The sequence below is a fragment of the Mycobacterium sp. 48b genome (assembly GCF_048282725.1).
Lineage (GTDB): Bacteria > Actinomycetota > Actinomycetes > Mycobacteriales > Mycobacteriaceae > Mycobacterium.
The window spans coordinates 1,185,642-1,201,099 of sequence record NZ_JBLVUL010000001.1 but is presented as its reverse complement, the minus strand read 5'-3'; the positions used below and the strand labels follow the sequence as shown (position 1 = coordinate 1,201,099).

Below are 15,458 nucleotides of genomic sequence, written 5' to 3'. Positions count from 1 at the left end.
GTCAGAGACTCCGGCGCTGACGGGCGATCTCGGCCAGCACCACACCGGCCGCGACCGACGCGTTCAGCGACTCCGTGGGCCCCGCCATCGGGATCGACACCACCGCATCGCAGTTCTCCCGGACCAGCCGGGACAGGCCCTTGCCCTCCGAGCCGACCACCACGACCATCGGCCCGGTGCCCTCGAGCTCGTCGAGCGTGGTGTCACCACCGGCATCCAGGCCGACCACCTGAAGACCGGCGTCGGCATAGCTTTTCAGCGTGCGGGTCAGGTTCGTGGCCCGCGCCACCGGCGTGCGCGCCGCGGCCCCGGCGCTGGTGCGCCACGCCACCGCGGTCACCGACGCCGACCGGCGCTGCGGGATCACCACACCGTGTCCGCCGAACGCCGCCACGGAACGCACGATGGCACCCAGGTTGCGGGGATCGGAGATGTTGTCCAGGGCCACCATCAGCGCGGGCTCCCCGGAGTCCCGGGCCGCCTTCAACAGATCGTCGGGATGGGCGTAGTTGTACGGCGGCACCTGCAGGGCCAGGCCCTGGTGCAGTCCGTTGGAGCTCATCCGGTCCAGATCGTGGCGCTGCACCTCGAGGATCGAGATACCGCGGTCCGCGGCGATCTGGACCGATTCGGTGAGACGCTCATCGGCCTCGGTGCCCAACGCCACGTACAGCGCGGTGGCCGGAACCTTGGCCCGCAGGCATTCCACCACCGGGTTGCGGCCGAGCACCAACTCGGTGTCGTCGGTCTTCTTGTGCCGCCCCTGCGCCTGACGAGCCGCCTTGGCGGCCTTCTTGGCGGCCGGATGGTGCGGACGCTGATCAGCGCGAGGGGTGGCCCCGCGACCCTCGAGGCCACGGCGCCGCACGCCGCCGGACCCGACGGTCGGCCCCTTCTTCGTCCCCGGCTTGCGCACCGCGCCGCGCCGCTGCGAATTCCCGGCCATCTATGCTCCGTTCCCGTCCACCAGTGCCCACTGAGGACCGTCCGCGGTGTCGGTGACCTCGATGCCCGCCGCCTTGAGCCGGTCCCGAATGGCGTCGGCCGCCGCCCAGTCCCGGTTGGTCCGGGCCTCGGCCCGGCCCGCCAGCGCCCACTGCACCAGCTCGTCCACCGCGGCCAGGGCGGCAGAGGTCTCGTCGCGAGACTCCCAACGCTCATCGAGCGGATCGCAGCCCAGGATGCCCATCATCGCCCGGATCGAGGTGGCCTGCGCCATCGCGCCGTCGTGATCGCCTGCGTCCAGCGCGCGGTTGCCCACGGCGCGCGCGGCATGCACCTCGGCCAGGGCGATCGGCACCGCGAGGTCGTCGTTGAGTGCGGCCGCGAACTTCGGCGTCCACTCGCCCACGGCGATGGCGCCGACCCGGTTGCGCACCCGGTGCAGGAAGTCCTCGATGCCGCTGTAGGCCTTCACGGCGTCCTGCAGCGCATTCTCGGAGAACTCGAGCATGGACCGATAATGCGCGCTACCCAGGTAGTAGCGCAGCTCGGCAGCCCGAACACGTTGCAGCACAGCAGGAATCGAGAGCACGTTGCCCAGCGACTTGCTCATCTTCTCGCCGCCCATGGTGACCCAGCCGTTGTGCAGCCAGTACCGGGCGAAGCCGTCGCCCGCGGCCTGCGCCTGGGCGATCTCGTTCTCGTGGTGCGGGAACACCAGGTCCATTCCGCCGGCGTGGATGTCGAACTCCGCGCCCAGATAGGCCTCGCACATCGCCACGCACTCGGTGTGCCAGCCGGGGCGTCCGCGGCCCCACGGCGTCGGCCATGACGGCTCGCCGGGCTTGGCGCCCTTCCACAGGGTGAAATCGCGCTGATCGCGCTTACCCGTCGCCACACCCTCGCCCTGGTGCACATCGTCGATCCGGTGGCCGGACAGCGCGCCGTAATCGGGCAGGCTCAGCACGTCGAAGTACACGTCGCCGCCCTGGGCGTACGCGTGCCCCTTCTCGATCAGCCGGTCGATGAGCTCGACCATCTGGGTGATGTGGCCGGTGGCGCGCGGCTCAGCCGACGGCGGAAGCACGCCCAGCGCGTCGTAGGCGGCGCTGAATGCCCGCTCGTAGGTCGCGGCCCACTCCCACCACGGCCGACCCGCGTCGGCGGCCTTGTTGAGGATCTTGTCGTCGATGTCGGTGACGTTGCGGATGAACGCAACGTCGTATCCATTGGCGGTCAGCCAGCGGCGCAGCACGTCGAACGCGACTCCGCTTCGGACATGACCGATGTGCGGCAAGCCCTGGACGGTGGCACCGCACAGGTAGATCGAAGCGTGCCCCGGCCGCAGCGGTACGAAATCTCGTACGGCACCCGCCATGGTGTCGTACAGCCGCAGGCCGGTCTCTGTTGCCGACCCGACAGCTTGAGCGCGATCGGTCACGACGTGCCAGCTTACCGGCCTATTCGGCAGGAACCACCAAAGCGCTGGCTATCGCGGCCAAACCTTCACCCCGGCCGGTCAGACCGAGCCCGTCGGTCGTGGTCGCCGATACCGACACCGGAGCCCCGATCAGCCCGGAGAGCAGCTTCTGGGCCTCCTCACGGCGCGGGCCGATCTTGGGCCGGTTACCGATCACCTGCACCGTGGCATTGCCGATCTCGAAGCCTGCCGCCTTCACCAATCCGCGGACATGCCGAAGCATGTCGGCGCCGGTGACCCCGCGCCATTCCGGCCGGTCGGTGCCGAAGACCGCGCCGAGGTCACCGAGGCCCGCCGCGCTCAGCAGCGCGTCACACAACGCATGAGAGGCGACGTCACCGTCGGAATGGCCGGCGCAGCCGTCCGCGCCGTCGAATTCCAGGCCCAGCAGCCAACAGGGCCGGCCCGGCTCGATCGGATGGACGTCGGTTCCCAGCCCGACCCGTGGAATCAACATGCGGTTCTCATGTGGCACGCGCCAGGACAGCCTCGGCGAGCAACAGGTCCAGAGGCGTGGTGATCTTGAAGGCAAGCGGATCGCCCTCGACGGTCTGTACGGGCGTACCGATCTGTTCGACGAGCGATGCGTCGTCGGTGACCGCGCCGGCACCCGCCCGCTGATAGGCGCGGCGCAGGACGTCTGTCTTGAACCCCTGCGGGGTCTGCACGGCCCGCAGACCGGCCCGCTCGGGCGTCCCCAGCACCGCACCGTTGGCGTCGACCGCCTTGATGGTGTCCGCGAGCGGAAGGCCGGGAACGACAGCCGAGTGGCCGTCGGCCAGTGCCGCAACCACCCGGGCGATCAGCGAAGGGGGAGTCAGCGCCCGGGCAGCGTCGTGCACGAGTACGAAATCGGGGTCGCCGGCGGCGGCGAGAGCCAGCGCCACCGATTCGGTTCGATCGGCTCCCCCGGCCACGATCTGCGCACGGCCCCCGAACACCAAGGTCGCCTCATCAGTGAGCGCGGACGGAACCGCGACCACGACCTTGTCGATCACCCCTGAAGCCAGCAGCCCATCCAGGGCGTGCTCCAGCAGGGGTTTGTCCCCCAGATTGACGAACGCTTTCGGTCTGCCCGCGCCTAGCCGCTCACCTGAGCCGGCAGCCGGAACGACCGCGACAGTTGTTGCCACCACGCGTCAGGACGCGGCGGCCAGAACCTCGTCGAGGATGGTCTCGGCCTTGGCGTCATCGGTGTTCTCGGCCAGCGCGAGCTCGCCGACCAGAATCTGCCGGGCCTTGGCCAGCATTCGCTTCTCACCCGCGGACAGACCGCGTTCCTGATCCCGACGCCACAGATCCCGGACTACCTCGGCAACCTTGTTCACGTCACCGGAGGCCAGCTTCTCGAGGTTGGCCTTGTAGCGGCGCGACCAGTTGGTCGGCTCTTCGGTGTGCGGAGCACGCAACACCTGGAAAACCTTGTCGAGGCCTTCTTGGCCCACGACGTCGCGGACTCCGACGTACTCGGCGTTATCTGCGGGCACTCGAACGGTCAGATCCCCTTGGGAAACCTTCAGGACGAGATATTCCTTCTGCTCGCCTTTGATGGTCCGGGTTTCGATCGCCTCGATCAACGCAGCACCGTGGTGTGGATAGACGACGGTGTCTCCGACCTTGAAAATCATCTGATTCGAGCCCCTTTCGCTAGTCCATCCTAACACGGGCCCAGATCACATGCGCACCAACTGTGCAGGTCAGGGGCACTGCAGGTGAAGAACAGGGGTTGACATGGTGACGAAAGCGTGCAACCACCGGACCCTGGAGACGCCCGAAATGGGTGCCCCCGCAAAGCGGTTGCGGACCTGAGCCGGCCGTTGCCGCGCCCCGTTTCAACCCCTCTGCCGTGCCCTCGCATTCCACCCGCAGATGCCACCTACTACTGTGCATAGTCGAAGTACGCCGACCCAGCTCAGGAGGCTTGAGTGAACCGCTTCGCAATGCGCGCCTCGGCCGGTCTGGCCGCATGTGGCCTGACCGCAGCCGTTCTCACCGGCTGCAGCGCCGGGCAGGTCTCCCAGACGGCGACCCAGGAGCCCGCCGTCAACGGCGTCAACGCACAGGCCGGCGCGGTCTCGCTGCGCAACGTGCACCTGCGCGCGCCGCAGCAGACGGACTACGTGAAGGTCGGCTCCGAGGCCGAACTGCTGTTCGTCGCAGCCAACGGATCCACCGAGGCTCCGAACAAGCTCGTGTCGGTCAAGACCACAGTCGGTGACGTGGCGCTGACCGGGGACCCGACCATCCCGGCAGGCGGCGTGCTCATCGTCGGCGAGCCCGACGGCCAGCTGAAGCCGCTGGAGAAGACCGAGGCCGCCGACGCCGTCACCGCCAAGGTCACGCTGACCAAGCCGATCACCAACGGCCTGCTCTACGACTTCACCTTCAAGTTCGAGAACGGTGAGACCACGGTGGCCGTGCCGATCTCGGCAGGCGAGGCGCCCCGGCGCGACAAGGCCGGCGAGGAGCCCGCCGAGGGCGCCGAAGCCGGTGGCCATCACTGATCTGACGCACCCCTGACCCGTGGGGCCCCGTCCGGCGCGTGCACACCGCCGATGTCGGGGCCGGCCGCTACTGTCGCTGAGTGGCCGGTTCGAAAGTACGTTCGCAGTACCGCTGCTCGGAATGTCAGCACGCCACACCCAAATGGGTGGGCCGCTGCGCCAATTGCGGCACCTGGGGCACGGTCGACGAAGTGACCGTCCTCGCGTCGGTGGGTGGATCGGTGCGCCGCTCGGTGGCCCCGACCTCGCCCGCGGTTCCGATCACCTCGATCGACCCCGGCATCACCCGGCACTACGCGACCGGCGTCAGTGAACTGGACCGCGTCCTCGGCGGCGGCCTGGTGGCCGGTTCGGTCACGCTGCTGGCGGGAGAACCCGGTGTCGGCAAGTCCACCCTGCTCCTGGAGGTCGCCAACCGCTGGGCGCACACCGGTCGACGGGCGCTGTACCTGTCCGGCGAAGAGTCCGCGGGCCAGATCCGGCTGCGCGCCGAACGCACCGGCTGCACACACGAGAACGTCTATCTGGCAGGCGAATCCGACCTGCAGATCGCTCTCGGGCACATCGAAGAGGTCAAACCGAGCCTGGTGATCGTCGATTCGGTGCAGACCATGTCCACCACCGAGGCCGACGGCGTGACCGGCGGGGTCACCCAGGTGCGTGCGGTGACCACGGCGCTGACGGGCCACGCCAAGACCGCCGTCGGCGACCCGGCGGTGGCGATGATCCTGGTCGGGCACGTCACCAAGGACGGCGCCATCGCAGGCCCGCGTTCACTGGAGCATCTGGTCGACGTGGTGCTGCACTTCGAGGGGGATCACGCGTCGAGCCTGCGTATGGTGCGCGGGGTCAAGAACCGCTTCGGTGCCGCCGACGAGGTGGGCTGTTTTCAGATGCACGAGAACGGAATCGAGTGCGTCAGCGATCCCTCCGGGCTGTTCCTGGACCAGCGTCCGGCGGCGGTACCCGGCACCGCCATCACGGTCAGCCTCGACGGCAAGCGCCCCATGATCGGTGAGGTGCAGGCGCTCGTCGCGCCGCCCGTGGGGCCGCCCCGACGGGTCGTCAGCGGGATCGACTCGGCCCGCGCGGCCATGATCGGCGCGGTCCTGCAGACCCGCTGCAGCCTGCCGATCGGCAACAACGACATCTACCTGTCCACCGTCGGCGGCATGCGACTGACCGACCCGTCTTCGGACCTGGCCGTGGCGGTGGCCATCGCGTCGGGCTACCTCGACATCGCGTTGCCGATGAACGCGGTGGTGATCGGCGAGGTGGGCCTGGTCGGCGACCTGCGCCGGGTCACGGGCATGGACCGCAGGCTGGCCGAGGCCGCCCGGCTGGGCTTCAACATCGCCGTGGTGCCGCCCGGGATCACCAGCGCACCCCAGGGTCTGCGCGTCATCACCGTCGATCACATCGGGGCGGCATTACGGGCACTCAAGGACATCGCGATTGCCAGCAATCAAGGGCAGCGTGGACAATAGCGGCCGACCCTAGGAGAACTGATGGCCGTGAACTCCGGCGCCAGGACCAGCCGCACCGTCGTGCATCTGGCTCGGCCGACGCTACGAGAAACCCTCGGCCGCCTGGCGCCCGGCACCCCATTGCGCGACGGCCTGGAACGCATCCTGCGCGGCAAGACGGGCGCGCTGATCGTGCTCGGCTACGACGACAGCGTGGAAACCATCTGCGACGGTGGGTTCGCCCTGGACGTGCGCTACGCCCCCACCCGGTTGCGTGAGCTGTCGAAGATGGACGGCGCGGTGGTGCTGTCCAGCGACGGCGGCCGGATCGTGCGGGCCAACGTGCAGTTGGTGCCTGATCCGTCGATCCCCACCGACGAATCCGGCACCCGTCACCGTTCGGCCGAGCGCACCGCCATCCAGACCGGCTATCCGGTGATCTCGGTGAGCCATTCGATGAGCATCGTGACGGTCTACGTCGCGGGGGAGCGGCACGTCGTGCCCGATTCGGCGACCATCTTGTCGCGGGCCAACCAGACCATCGCGACGCTGGAGCGCTACAAGGGCCGGCTCGACGAGGTCAGCAAGCAGCTGTCGACCGCCGAGATCGAGGACTTCGTGACGCTGCGCGACGTCATGACCGTGGTGCAGCGGCTGGAGATGGTGCGCCGGATCAGCCTGGAGATCGACGCCGACGTCGTCGAACTCGGCACCGACGGGCGTCAGCTCAAACTGCAGCTCGACGAGCTCGTGGGCGACAACGAGGCGGCACGCGAGCTCATCGTGCGGGATTACCACGCCCTGCCCGATCCGCCGACCGCCGCTCAGGTCGGCGCGACGCTGGACGAACTGGACGCCCTGACCGACAGTGAGCTACTCGACTTCACCACGCTGGCAAGGGTTTTCGGGTACCCGTCGACGTCGGAGGCGCAGGACTCGGCGATGAGCTCGCGCGGCTACCGCGCGATGGCCGGCATCCCGCGACTACAGTTCGCCCACGTCGATCTGCTGGTCCGCTCCTTCGGCTCACTGCAAGGACTGCTGGCCGCCAGCGCGGACGACCTTCAGTCGGTGGACGGCATCGGGTCGATGTGGGCCCGGCACATCCGCGAGGGTCTGTCGCTGCTGGCCGAGTCGACCATCGCCGACCGGCTGGCCTGAGTCAGTTGCCCGGTGCGGCCGGCTCAGCCGGCGGTGCGCCCTCGACGGGCGGCCCGGGCTGCTGCGCATTGGGCTGGGCCAGGATGAACGGCACAGGCGCCGATCTGAGATTGCCGAGCTGCACCATCAGGTTGTAGGTGCCCGGCCCGATCGGCTGACGCGGCATCGGGCACTGCGGCGCCGATCCCATGCCGGTCCAGGTCACCTCGGTGGTCACCTGCTCACCCGGGTTGAACGTCTTCACCAGGGTCTCGTTGGACGGCGCGCAGTCCAGGTTGGACCAGAGCCGGTTGTTGTCCAGCGAGTACACATAGGCGGCCAGCACCGCGGCGCCGACGTCGCGCTTGCAGGCCACCAGGCCGATGTTGGTCACGACCATCGTGAACTTCGGCTGATCGCCCACGACGTACTCGGGCTGGCTGGTGATGCCCTTGACCGCGAGCGTCGAGTCCGGGCAGTCGTCACCCTCCTTGAGCAACGGCGGCGGCGTGACCGCGGCGGTCGGCGTGACCGTCGGCGGCGGCGCATGCTGCGCCGGCGGCACCACCGGGGTCTTGACCTCGGGGTTCTCGCCGGGCAGCGGCGTCGGCGGAGCGGCGGTGGCAGACGAGTCGGTGGACTTGGTCTCGGCTCCGGAGTTGCTGGTCACGATCACCGCGACGATCGCGGCGATGATCCCCACGACGACCACCGCGATTCCGATGGCCAGCGCCCTGCGCCGCCAGTAGATCTGCGAGGGCAGCGGCCCATGAGGTTCGAGATCCAACACGGCTTTCACGGTAAGCCCAGGTCATGCACAGTTGTCCGAGGCGACTCGGCGTGTCGGGGCACTGAAGCTGTTTCGCTTCTCACGTGCGCAGCGAAATTCTCAGGCTTCGCCGATGTTGCCGAGATGGCTGCGCAACTCCACGTGGCCGTCGGACAGGTGATAGGTGGCACCGACGATGGCCTGCGTACCCGCGGCCAGACCGTTGGAGATGGCGGCCGACCGCATCTGCAGCTGGTTGACCGTCTCCTTGACGTGGTAGGCCTCGAACTCGTCGACCCGGCTGAGGCCTGCGTGACGCCCCATCAGGATCGAGGGGGTCACCCGCTCGACGATGTCGCGTACGTAGCCACCGGGCACCTGTCCCTCGTCGAGAGCGGTGATGGCGGCCTTGACCGCGCCGCAGCTGTCATGGCCCAGGACCACGATCAGCGGCACCTCCAGGACGGAGACCGCGTACTCGATCGAGCCGAGCACCGCGTTGTCGATGACATGGCCGGCAGTGCGCACCACGAACATGTCGCCCAGGCCCTGGTCGAACAGCAACTCCGCGGCCACGCGGCTGTCGCCGCAGCCGAACACCACGGCGGTGGGCTTCTGCCCGTGGGTCAGCTTGGCGCGGCGGGCGATGTCCTGGCTGGGGTGCTGCGGTTCGCCTGCTACGAAGCGGGCGTTACCGTCCTTGAGTGCCTTCCAAGCGGACACGGGATTCGAATTGGGCATATCAGCCATTTTGCATGAGATGCCGATGAGCATCGACGCGGAGCAGCTCGTCGGCTGGTACAGAGACGCCCAGCGGGACCTTCCGTGGCGCCGGCCAGGGGTCACCGCCTGGCAGATCCTGGTGAGCGAGTTCATGCTCCAGCAAACTCCGGTGGCCCGGGTCGAGCCGATCTGGCTGGCCTGGATCGACCGGTGGCCCACGCCGTCCGCGACGGCGGCCGCCGGGTCGGCCGAGGTGCTGCGGGCCTGGGGAAAGCTGGGGTACCCGCGGCGGGCCAAACGTCTGCACGAATGCGCGGTGGTGATCGCAGGTGAGTACGGCGACGAGGTGCCAACCGACGTCGAGACCCTGCTGACCCTGCCGGGCATCGGTGCCTACACCGCGCGGGCCGTGGCCTGCTTCGCCTACTCGGCCAGCGTTCCGGTGGTCGACACCAACGTGCGCCGGGTGGTCACCCGGGTCTTGCGCGGGCAGGCCGACGCACCGGCGCGCGCCCGCGACCTCGACGATGTCGCCGCGCTGCTGCCTGACGATGCCACCGCACCGACCTTCTCGGCGGCCCTGATGGAACTGGGAGCGGTGGTGTGCACGGCGCGCTCGCCGCAGTGTGGCTGCTGCCCGCTGAGCCACTGCCGTTGGCGGTCGGCCGGATATCCGGAGGGCACGGTGACCCGAAAGGTGCAGCGCTACGCCGGAACCGATCGGCAGGTCCGCGGAAAGCTGCTGGATGTGTTGCGCGACAGCAGTTCCCCGGTCACCCGTGCACAACTGGACGTGGCGTGGCTCACCGATACCGCGCAACGGGATCGCGCCTTGGATTCACTACTGGTCGACGGCCTGGTCGAGCAAACTGTCGACGGCCGGTTCGCTCTTGCCGGCGAAGGCGAAATTCCATGAGATCGGCATGAATCCGTTCCGCGGCACACCATTTGGGCCGCACATCACATAGAACGGATGCATGTCAAGCAAATTCTCAACGACGTTTGCGTGTACGGCAATCGGCCTCGGTGTCGCCCTGGGCATCGCGGCACCGGCCAACGCCGCACCGTCCGGCGCCGGTTCGGCCGCCGACACCGTGCGCGATCTGCAGAGCCGGGGCTATCACGTGCAGGTCAACTCGAATGCCAACACGGCCCTGTCCAACTGCCGGGTGACCGGGGTGCACGGACTGGCCGACTCCAACATCGACGAGGACGGGTACCGGATCGACCCGAGCCGGCACACCACCGTCTACGTCAACGTGGCCTGCCAGCCCGACGGCTGATGCATCACGCGGTGACGGCGTCTTCGTCCATCCCGCAGGCGAATTGACGCCGGTAATCCGAAGGTGTCACGCCGATGAGCCGGCGGAAGTGATGGCGCAGCAGCGTTGCGGTGCCGAACCCGGACTGCCCGGCGATGCGGTCGATGTCCAGATCGGACTCCTCGAGCAGCCTGCGTGCGTACAGCACCCGCTGATCGGTGATCCACTGCATGGGCGTGGTGCCGGTCTCCTCGACGAACCGGCGGGCGAAGGTGCGCGTGGACATCGCCGATCGCCTGGCCAACGTCGTCACCGTGTGCGGTTTGTCCAGGTTGCCCATGATCCAATCCAGGTGCGGCGCAAAACCTTCCGAACACCTGACCGGGATCGGCTGATCGATGAACTGGCGTTGACCGCCGTCGCGCTGCGGTGGGACGACCATTCGCCGGGCGATCTTGTTGGTCACCTCGCTGCCGAGTTCGCGGCGGACCAGGTGCAGGCAGGCATCGATGCCCGCCGCGGTGCCCGCGCTGGTGATCAGGTTGCCGTCGTCGACGAACAGGACGTTGCGGTCCACCTTGGCGGTGGGATATTTGCGGGCCAGGGCATCGGCGTGCATCCAGTGTGTGGTGCACGGCCTACCGTCCAACAGCCCCGCGGCGCCGGCGAGGAACGCACCCGAGCACACGGTCAGGATGATCGAGCCCGCATCGGCCGCGGCCCGCACGGCCTCCAACGCCTCGGGCAGGTAGTCGGAAGTGCCGATCGCAGGGATCGCCACCAGGTCGGCGCCATGCAGGGCATCGAGCCCGTGCTCGGGGGTCAGAGTCGCCCCGACCGAAGTCCGCAGCGGCTTGCCCGGTTCGGGGCCGCACACCTTGAAGTCGAAGTTGGGTACGCCGTCGGCCGACCGGTCGATCCCGAAAACCTCACAGATGACCCCGAATTCGAAAACCGCCAGACCGTCGAGCACCAGCGTGGAGACGCTTCTCAGCATGGCAGCATTTTATCGTAAGGTGTCAGCGCTGCCACTGTTGGCCGGATATTTCCCCGACGAGCATTACTGCCATGACTGTTGCACTCGCTCTGATCATCCTGATCTCCCCCTTCGCGGTCGCCGCGGCATTGGGCTGGGCGGCACGGCGCGGCAATGTCCTGCGGTTCCGCCTCGACCTGTTCGGCGTCGACCAGCCCGACTACGACACCTACCGCGCAGGCCACGACCTGGACGCGATCCGCAGCCGGTTCGAACACCAGCCGGCCTGGCCGAGCGCAGGCGTCCTAGGCGAGCGTCGTTGAGAACTCCGTGACGGCCTCGCGGTACACCTCGGGGGCGTCGTCGTGGATCAGATGGCCCGCACCGGGTACGTGCAGATACCTTGTGTCCTGCCCGATCTCGGCCATCTCACGCATCTGCCCGGGCGGAGCCACCGAGTTGCCCGCCTCAATCAGCAAGGTCGGGACCCGCACGTCGCGCCACTGCTGCCAGTAGTCCCGCGTCCCCCACTGGGCAGCGATGTCCAACCACCACTGCGGGTACCCGTGCAGCCGCCAGCCGGTGGCCGTTCGGTCGAACGCCTCCAGGAAGTACTGGCCCGCGACCGGTCCGAACTCGTCGTAAACCTCTTGCGCCGAGCCGAATTCGACCGGAAGCGCATGTACCCACGGTTCCCAGGGCCCGGTGGTGCGCCCCCGGAAATCTGGCGCCATGTCCTCCACCACCACCGCGCGGGCCAGTTCCGGGCGGGCCGCGGCAAGACACCAGGAATGCAACGCACCCATGGAATGCCCGACCAGCATCGCCGGCCGCCCGAGTCCCGCCACGGCGTCACCCAGATCCGCGACGAAACGCTCGGTGCTGATGGGATATGGATCGACCACGTCCCGCCCGCGATGCCACGGCGCGTCATACGTGTAGACCTCACCCAGCCGAGCCAACCAGGGCAATTGGCGCGACCAGGTGCTACCGCGGCCCATCAGCCCGTGCACCAGGACGATGGGCTCGCCGCGCCCCCCTCTGTGGGTGAGCAGATCTGTGACCATCCCGTTATCTTGCCGGGCAGCCACGGTAGCCTGAACACCATGCCCGTCGTGAAGATCAACGCCATCGAGGTCCCGCCCAACGCCGGCCCGGAACTGGAGAAGCGGTTCGCGAACCGTGCACACGCCGTCGACAGTCAGCCCGGCTTCCTCGGCTTCCAACTGCTGCGCCCGGTCAAGGGCGAAGACCGCTACTTCGTGGTGACGCAGTGGGAGACCGAAGAGGCCTTCCAGGCCTGGGCTTCGGGCCCGGCCGTCGAGGCACACAAGGGACAGCAGGCCAAGCCTGTGGCCACCGGCGCATCGCTGCTGGAGTTCGAGGTTGTGCTGGACGTTGCAGGGCCCGCTGCCCAGGCGTAGCCGCGGCCGGACGCTGCACCGCACGGTCGGCCTGACGGCCATCGCAGCGGTCGCCACGTCCCTGGCTTGTGGCTGTTCGCCGAGCGTCGCGCCCGCGGCCGAAGTGTCCTACGGCGCGCACATCGACACCATCACCCCGCCAGGCCTGCGGGCCAAGCAGACCATGGACATGCTCAACTCCGACTGGCCCATCGGCCCCATCGGCGTGCGCACCCTGGCCGCACCCGAGAAGGTCGACCTGGTCGGCACCAAGATGGACTCCATCTGGTGGGATCGCCCGTTCAAGGTCACCTCGGTGGACATCGGGGCCGCGCAGGCGACGTTGCACGTGCTGACGTCCTACAACGTGGCCCAGGACATCGAGCTGAGGACCAACGACGTCGGTCTCGTCGACCGCTTCGACGTCACGCTGGTGCCGCCGAAGATCGACAAATGGTCCGACATCGACGCCGAGCTGACCAAGTCGGGAGCGCGCTACTCCTACCGGGTCTCCAAGGTGAACGACGGCAAGTGCGAGCAGGTCGCTGGCACCAATACCGACATGTCGCTGCCCCTGGCTTCGATCTTCAAACTGTATGTACTGCTTGCTGTTTCGGATGCGGTCAAGGCCGGCACACTCAAGTGGGACGACCATCTGACGATCACCAAGGAAGGCAAGAAGCTCGGCTCGGCCGGGCTGGACAAGCTTCCCCCCGGTGCTCAGATCACCGTGCGGACCGCCGCCCAGCAGATGATATCGGCCAGCGACAACATGGCCACGGATCTGCTGATCGGGCGGGTGGGTCCCGCCGCGGTGGAGCGCGCGCTGGTCACCGCCGGTCACCACGACCCGGCCAGCATGACCCCGTTCCCGACCATGCACGAGGTGTTCTCGGTCGGTTGGGGCGAGCCGAACCTGCGCGATCAGTGGAAGAACGCCTCCCCCGCCGATCGGGTGGCACTGCTGCAGCAGACCAATGCCCGCCCGTACGAACCGGATCCGTACCGGACCCACACCCCTGCCTCCAATGACGGGCTGGAGTGGTTCGCCAGTGCGGCCGACATCTGCCGGGTGCACGCCGCCCTGCAGGCCTCGGCCTACGGCCCGGCCGCACCGGTGAAGGACATCCTGTCGGCACTGCCCGGCATCGATCCGGATCCGGCCAAGTGGCGCTACATCGGCGCCAAGGGGGGCAACCTGCCCGGCGACCTGACCTTCAGCTGGTACGCGGTGGACTACACCGGGCAGCCGTGGGTGTTCAGTTTCCAGCTGAACTGGCCGACGTTCCGTAGTCCCACCGCCGCGGGCTGGTTGTTGCAGATCGCCAAGCGGGCGTTCGCCATGGCGCCGATCGGTTCGTAGAGCCAAGGCTGCGCCGCTTTCCACATGAGGGCTGCGGTCGTCGCTCGAACCCGACCCTGGAGTAGAAAGCGGCGGACTACCTGCTGCTACGCAAGGTCCAGGCTTGGCCGCGGAAATGCATCACCGTGCGGCTGAGCGGCGCGATGTCGATGCGCCAGAACGACTTCGCCGGGGCGTCCAGCGCGACGAGGATGGCCGCCCGGATCACCGCCGGGTGGGTCACCGCGACCAGCCGCCCGCGCATCGACACCAGGCCGTCCATCCAGCCGTGAACCCGTCTGACGAGATCAACCACGGATTCTCCGCCGTGCGGCGCCCGGGTCGGATCGGTGAGCCAGATGGCCAGGTCCGCGGGCAGCACGCCACCCAGCACGCCCCCGCGCCAGCTTCCGAAGTCCAGGTCGGCGAGTTGGGGTTCGACCGCCGCCGACAGGCCAAGCAGTTCGGCGGTCTGGCGGGCCCGCTTCTCCGGCCCGCAGTAGGCGGCGTCGATGACTCCCAGCTCGACGGTCGTGTCGGCCTGGCGGTGGCCCATCGAATTCAGCGGCTCGTCGGTGGGAAACCGTCCGGCTGCGGTGGCGTCGGTCATGGCATGCGACACCAACGTCAGCCGGACGACCTCACTCACGCCTGCGGCCTCACGCGGTCAGTTGCTCCTGACGCTTACCCTCGAGCACTTTCGACACCAAAGCACCGAAGACCAGCCCGATCGTCGCCCAGATGACCACCTGGGTCCCCAGCGAATACAGCCGGAACTGGTAGAGGTCGTCGGCCGGGAACGTCGACGGGGTCTCGTGGATGCCCGGCAGGATCAGGAAGACCACGGCCATCGACACCACGTAGTCCGCGGCTCCGGCCAGGGTGGCATTCCACACCCCCAGCTTCGGCATGAGCCGACGCGCGAGCAGGACCGAACCGACGAACAGCGCTGCCGAGAGCACCACCAGCAGCAGGTACAGCAGGGTCCGTTGCTTGATCGTCTCTTCGAGACTGACCGCGGGCGGGTTGGGCGGGTACTTGAGCGCCGGGACGATCCACAACGACACCAGCATTCCGCCGGCGGTCAGTGCCGCCAGCGCCCGCGCGGACAGGTTGGCCCTGCCGTACACCACGCAGAACACGACGGCCAGCAGGGCGCCCATCGCGACACTGAAGACCAGGACGCCGAGACCCATGCCGATGTTCGATTGCACACCGCGGGTGAACACCTCGGCGCTCTCGCCCCCGCCGTGGGAATGCCCGGCGCCGCCATGCGAATGTTCTGCCGCGTCATGCGCGGCACCGGCGGCGCTCTCGAAGTCGATCGCCCGTCCGATGATCGGCTCGATCAGCAACTTCGCCCAGATGAAGGCGAGCACGCCGGCCAGGGCGCCGGCAAGGATGCCGCGCCCGATGATCTGCTTTTCCATTTTGTCGCCGAATCTCCGCTG

19 protein-coding genes are annotated in these 15,458 nt (G+C 68.2%); 8 read left to right on the top strand and 11 right to left on the bottom strand.

Annotated elements, in window-relative coordinates; genetic code table 11:
• Position 1: 1 nt before the first annotated feature.
• The 5 genes from rlmB to carD are packed head-to-tail and all read right to left on the bottom strand — an operon-like array spanning position 2 to position 4,050.
• Complete coding sequence (gene rlmB / locus ACNQR1_RS05680; RefSeq protein ID WP_418044625.1) at positions 2 to 946, bottom strand: 23S rRNA (guanosine(2251)-2'-O)-methyltransferase RlmB; 945 nt, start codon at positions 944 to 946, stop codon at positions 2 to 4.
• The gene (gene cysS / locus ACNQR1_RS05675; protein WP_418044624.1) at positions 947 to 2,383 is read right to left on the bottom strand and encodes a cysteine--tRNA ligase; all 1,437 of its coding nucleotides are present in this window, start codon (positions 2,381 to 2,383) and stop codon (positions 947 to 949) included.
• Between the two features lie 19 nt (positions 2,384 to 2,402).
• Positions 2,403 to 2,879, bottom strand: a complete 477-nt coding sequence (gene ispF / locus ACNQR1_RS05670; RefSeq protein WP_418044623.1) for a 2-C-methyl-D-erythritol 2,4-cyclodiphosphate synthase — start codon at positions 2,877 to 2,879, stop codon at positions 2,403 to 2,405.
• A 7-nt stretch (positions 2,880 to 2,886) separates the two neighbouring features.
• Positions 2,887 to 3,555: a 2-C-methyl-D-erythritol 4-phosphate cytidylyltransferase gene (ispD, locus tag ACNQR1_RS05665; protein WP_418044622.1), complete on the bottom strand. Its 669-nt coding sequence runs from the start codon at positions 3,553 to 3,555 to the stop codon at positions 2,887 to 2,889.
• A 6-nt stretch (positions 3,556 to 3,561) separates the two neighbouring features.
• On the bottom strand, positions 3,562 to 4,050 hold the full coding sequence (gene carD / locus ACNQR1_RS05660) for an RNA polymerase-binding transcription factor CarD (protein WP_003882506.1): 489 nt from the start codon (positions 4,048 to 4,050) through the stop codon (positions 3,562 to 3,564).
• Between the two features lie 297 nt (positions 4,051 to 4,347).
• On the opposite strand from carD, the gene ACNQR1_RS05655 reads away from it, so the two are divergent.
• The 3 genes from ACNQR1_RS05655 (at position 4,348) to disA (ending at position 7,553) form a co-directional block, all read left to right on the top strand.
• Entirely contained in the window at positions 4,348 to 4,926 is a 579-nt protein-coding gene (locus tag ACNQR1_RS05655; RefSeq protein WP_418044621.1) for a hypothetical protein, read from the top strand.
• A gap of 80 nt (positions 4,927 to 5,006) precedes the next feature.
• Entirely contained in the window at positions 5,007 to 6,413 is a 1,407-nt protein-coding gene (gene radA / locus ACNQR1_RS05650; RefSeq protein ID WP_418044620.1) for a DNA repair protein RadA, read from the top strand.
• Positions 6,414 to 6,473: 60 nt separating this feature from the next.
• The gene (disA, locus tag ACNQR1_RS05645; protein ID WP_418050284.1) at positions 6,474 to 7,553 is read left to right on the top strand and encodes a DNA integrity scanning diadenylate cyclase DisA; all 1,080 of its coding nucleotides are present in this window, start codon (positions 6,474 to 6,476) and stop codon (positions 7,551 to 7,553) included.
• A 1-nt stretch (position 7,554) separates the two neighbouring features.
• Here the strand turns inward: disA and ACNQR1_RS05640 are convergent, their stop codons facing one another.
• A complete protein-coding gene (locus ACNQR1_RS05640) occupies positions 7,555 to 8,322 on the bottom strand; it encodes a hypothetical protein (protein ID WP_418044619.1) in 768 nt (255 codons plus the stop codon).
• Between the two features lie 99 nt (positions 8,323 to 8,421).
• Positions 8,422 to 9,042, bottom strand: coding sequence for a carbonic anhydrase (locus ACNQR1_RS05635; RefSeq protein WP_418044618.1), 621 nt, complete (start codon positions 9,040 to 9,042; stop codon positions 8,422 to 8,424).
• A 25-nt stretch (positions 9,043 to 9,067) separates the two neighbouring features.
• Between ACNQR1_RS05635 and ACNQR1_RS05630 the strand changes: the two genes are divergently transcribed.
• Both ACNQR1_RS05630 and ACNQR1_RS05625 read left to right on the top strand, forming a co-directional pair.
• The gene (locus ACNQR1_RS05630) at positions 9,068 to 9,940 is read left to right on the top strand and encodes an A/G-specific adenine glycosylase (RefSeq protein ID WP_418044617.1); all 873 of its coding nucleotides are present in this window, start codon (positions 9,068 to 9,070) and stop codon (positions 9,938 to 9,940) included.
• A 61-nt stretch (positions 9,941 to 10,001) separates the two neighbouring features.
• On the top strand, positions 10,002 to 10,307 hold the full coding sequence (locus ACNQR1_RS05625) for a hypothetical protein (protein ID WP_418044616.1): 306 nt from the start codon (positions 10,002 to 10,004) through the stop codon (positions 10,305 to 10,307).
• 4 nt (positions 10,308 to 10,311) lie between these two features.
• On the opposite strand, the gene ACNQR1_RS05620 is transcribed toward ACNQR1_RS05625, so the two are convergent.
• The gene (locus ACNQR1_RS05620; protein ID WP_418044615.1) at positions 10,312 to 11,283 is read right to left on the bottom strand and encodes a helix-turn-helix domain-containing protein; all 972 of its coding nucleotides are present in this window, start codon (positions 11,281 to 11,283) and stop codon (positions 10,312 to 10,314) included.
• Between the two features lie 71 nt (positions 11,284 to 11,354).
• On the opposite strand from ACNQR1_RS05620, the gene ACNQR1_RS05615 reads away from it, so the two are divergent.
• Positions 11,355 to 11,585, top strand: coding sequence for a hypothetical protein (locus tag ACNQR1_RS05615; protein ID WP_418044614.1), 231 nt, complete (start codon positions 11,355 to 11,357; stop codon positions 11,583 to 11,585).
• Here the strand turns inward: ACNQR1_RS05615 and ACNQR1_RS05610 are convergent.
• Complete coding sequence (locus ACNQR1_RS05610; RefSeq protein WP_418044613.1) at positions 11,568 to 12,329, bottom strand: alpha/beta fold hydrolase; 762 nt, start codon at positions 12,327 to 12,329, stop codon at positions 11,568 to 11,570. The genes ACNQR1_RS05615 and ACNQR1_RS05610 overlap by 18 nt on opposite strands.
• Before the next feature lie 39 nt (positions 12,330 to 12,368).
• Here ACNQR1_RS05610 and ACNQR1_RS05605 point away from each other — a divergent pair, with 39 nt between their 5' ends.
• The gene (locus ACNQR1_RS05605; RefSeq protein ID WP_029108325.1) at positions 12,369 to 12,686 is read left to right on the top strand and encodes an antibiotic biosynthesis monooxygenase family protein; all 318 of its coding nucleotides are present in this window, start codon (positions 12,369 to 12,371) and stop codon (positions 12,684 to 12,686) included.
• Positions 12,661 to 14,028 carry a serine hydrolase gene (locus ACNQR1_RS05600; RefSeq protein WP_418044612.1) on the top strand — a complete coding sequence of 456 codons (1,368 nt, stop codon included), beginning with the start codon at positions 12,661 to 12,663 and terminating at the stop codon, positions 14,026 to 14,028. Before ACNQR1_RS05605 ends, ACNQR1_RS05600 begins: the two co-directional genes overlap by 26 nt.
• A 76-nt stretch (positions 14,029 to 14,104) precedes the next feature.
• Here ACNQR1_RS05600 and ACNQR1_RS05595 read toward each other — a convergent pair whose 3' ends face one another.
• On the bottom strand, positions 14,105 to 14,656 hold the full coding sequence (locus tag ACNQR1_RS05595; protein WP_418044611.1) for a histidine phosphatase family protein: 552 nt from the start codon (positions 14,654 to 14,656) through the stop codon (positions 14,105 to 14,107).
• A 10-nt stretch (positions 14,657 to 14,666) separates the two neighbouring features.
• Positions 14,667 to 15,437, bottom strand: a complete 771-nt coding sequence (locus tag ACNQR1_RS05590; RefSeq protein WP_418044610.1) for a CbtA family protein — start codon at positions 15,435 to 15,437, stop codon at positions 14,667 to 14,669.
• Between the last annotated feature and the right edge of the window lie 21 nt (positions 15,438 to 15,458).

Excerpts from the sequence above, each read along its gene's own strand:
- rlmB (WP_418044625.1), bottom strand. The coding sequence starts at position 946 with ATGGCCGGGAATTCGCAGCGGCGCGGCGCGGTGCGCAAGCCGGGGACG.
- ispF (WP_418044623.1), bottom strand. The coding sequence starts at position 2,879 with ATGTTGATTCCACGGGTCGGGCTGGGAACCGACGTCCATCCGATCGAG.
- carD (WP_003882506.1), bottom strand. The coding sequence starts at position 4,050 with ATGATTTTCAAGGTCGGAGACACCGTCGTCTATCCACACCACGGTGCT.
- ACNQR1_RS05635 (WP_418044618.1), bottom strand. The coding sequence starts at position 9,042 with ATGCCCAATTCGAATCCCGTGTCCGCTTGGAAGGCACTCAAGGACGGT.
- ACNQR1_RS05630 (WP_418044617.1), top strand. The coding sequence starts at position 9,068 with ATGAGCATCGACGCGGAGCAGCTCGTCGGCTGGTACAGAGACGCCCAG.
- ACNQR1_RS05625 (WP_418044616.1), top strand. The coding sequence starts at position 10,002 with ATGTCAAGCAAATTCTCAACGACGTTTGCGTGTACGGCAATCGGCCTC.
- ACNQR1_RS05620 (WP_418044615.1), bottom strand. The coding sequence starts at position 11,283 with ATGCTGAGAAGCGTCTCCACGCTGGTGCTCGACGGTCTGGCGGTTTTC.
- ACNQR1_RS05615 (WP_418044614.1), top strand. The coding sequence starts at position 11,355 with ATGACTGTTGCACTCGCTCTGATCATCCTGATCTCCCCCTTCGCGGTC.
- ACNQR1_RS05610 (WP_418044613.1), bottom strand. The coding sequence starts at position 12,329 with ATGGTCACAGATCTGCTCACCCACAGAGGGGGGCGCGGCGAGCCCATC.
- ACNQR1_RS05605 (WP_029108325.1), top strand. The coding sequence starts at position 12,369 with ATGCCCGTCGTGAAGATCAACGCCATCGAGGTCCCGCCCAACGCCGGC.
- ACNQR1_RS05590 (WP_418044610.1), bottom strand. The coding sequence starts at position 15,437 with ATGGAAAAGCAGATCATCGGGCGCGGCATCCTTGCCGGCGCCCTGGCC.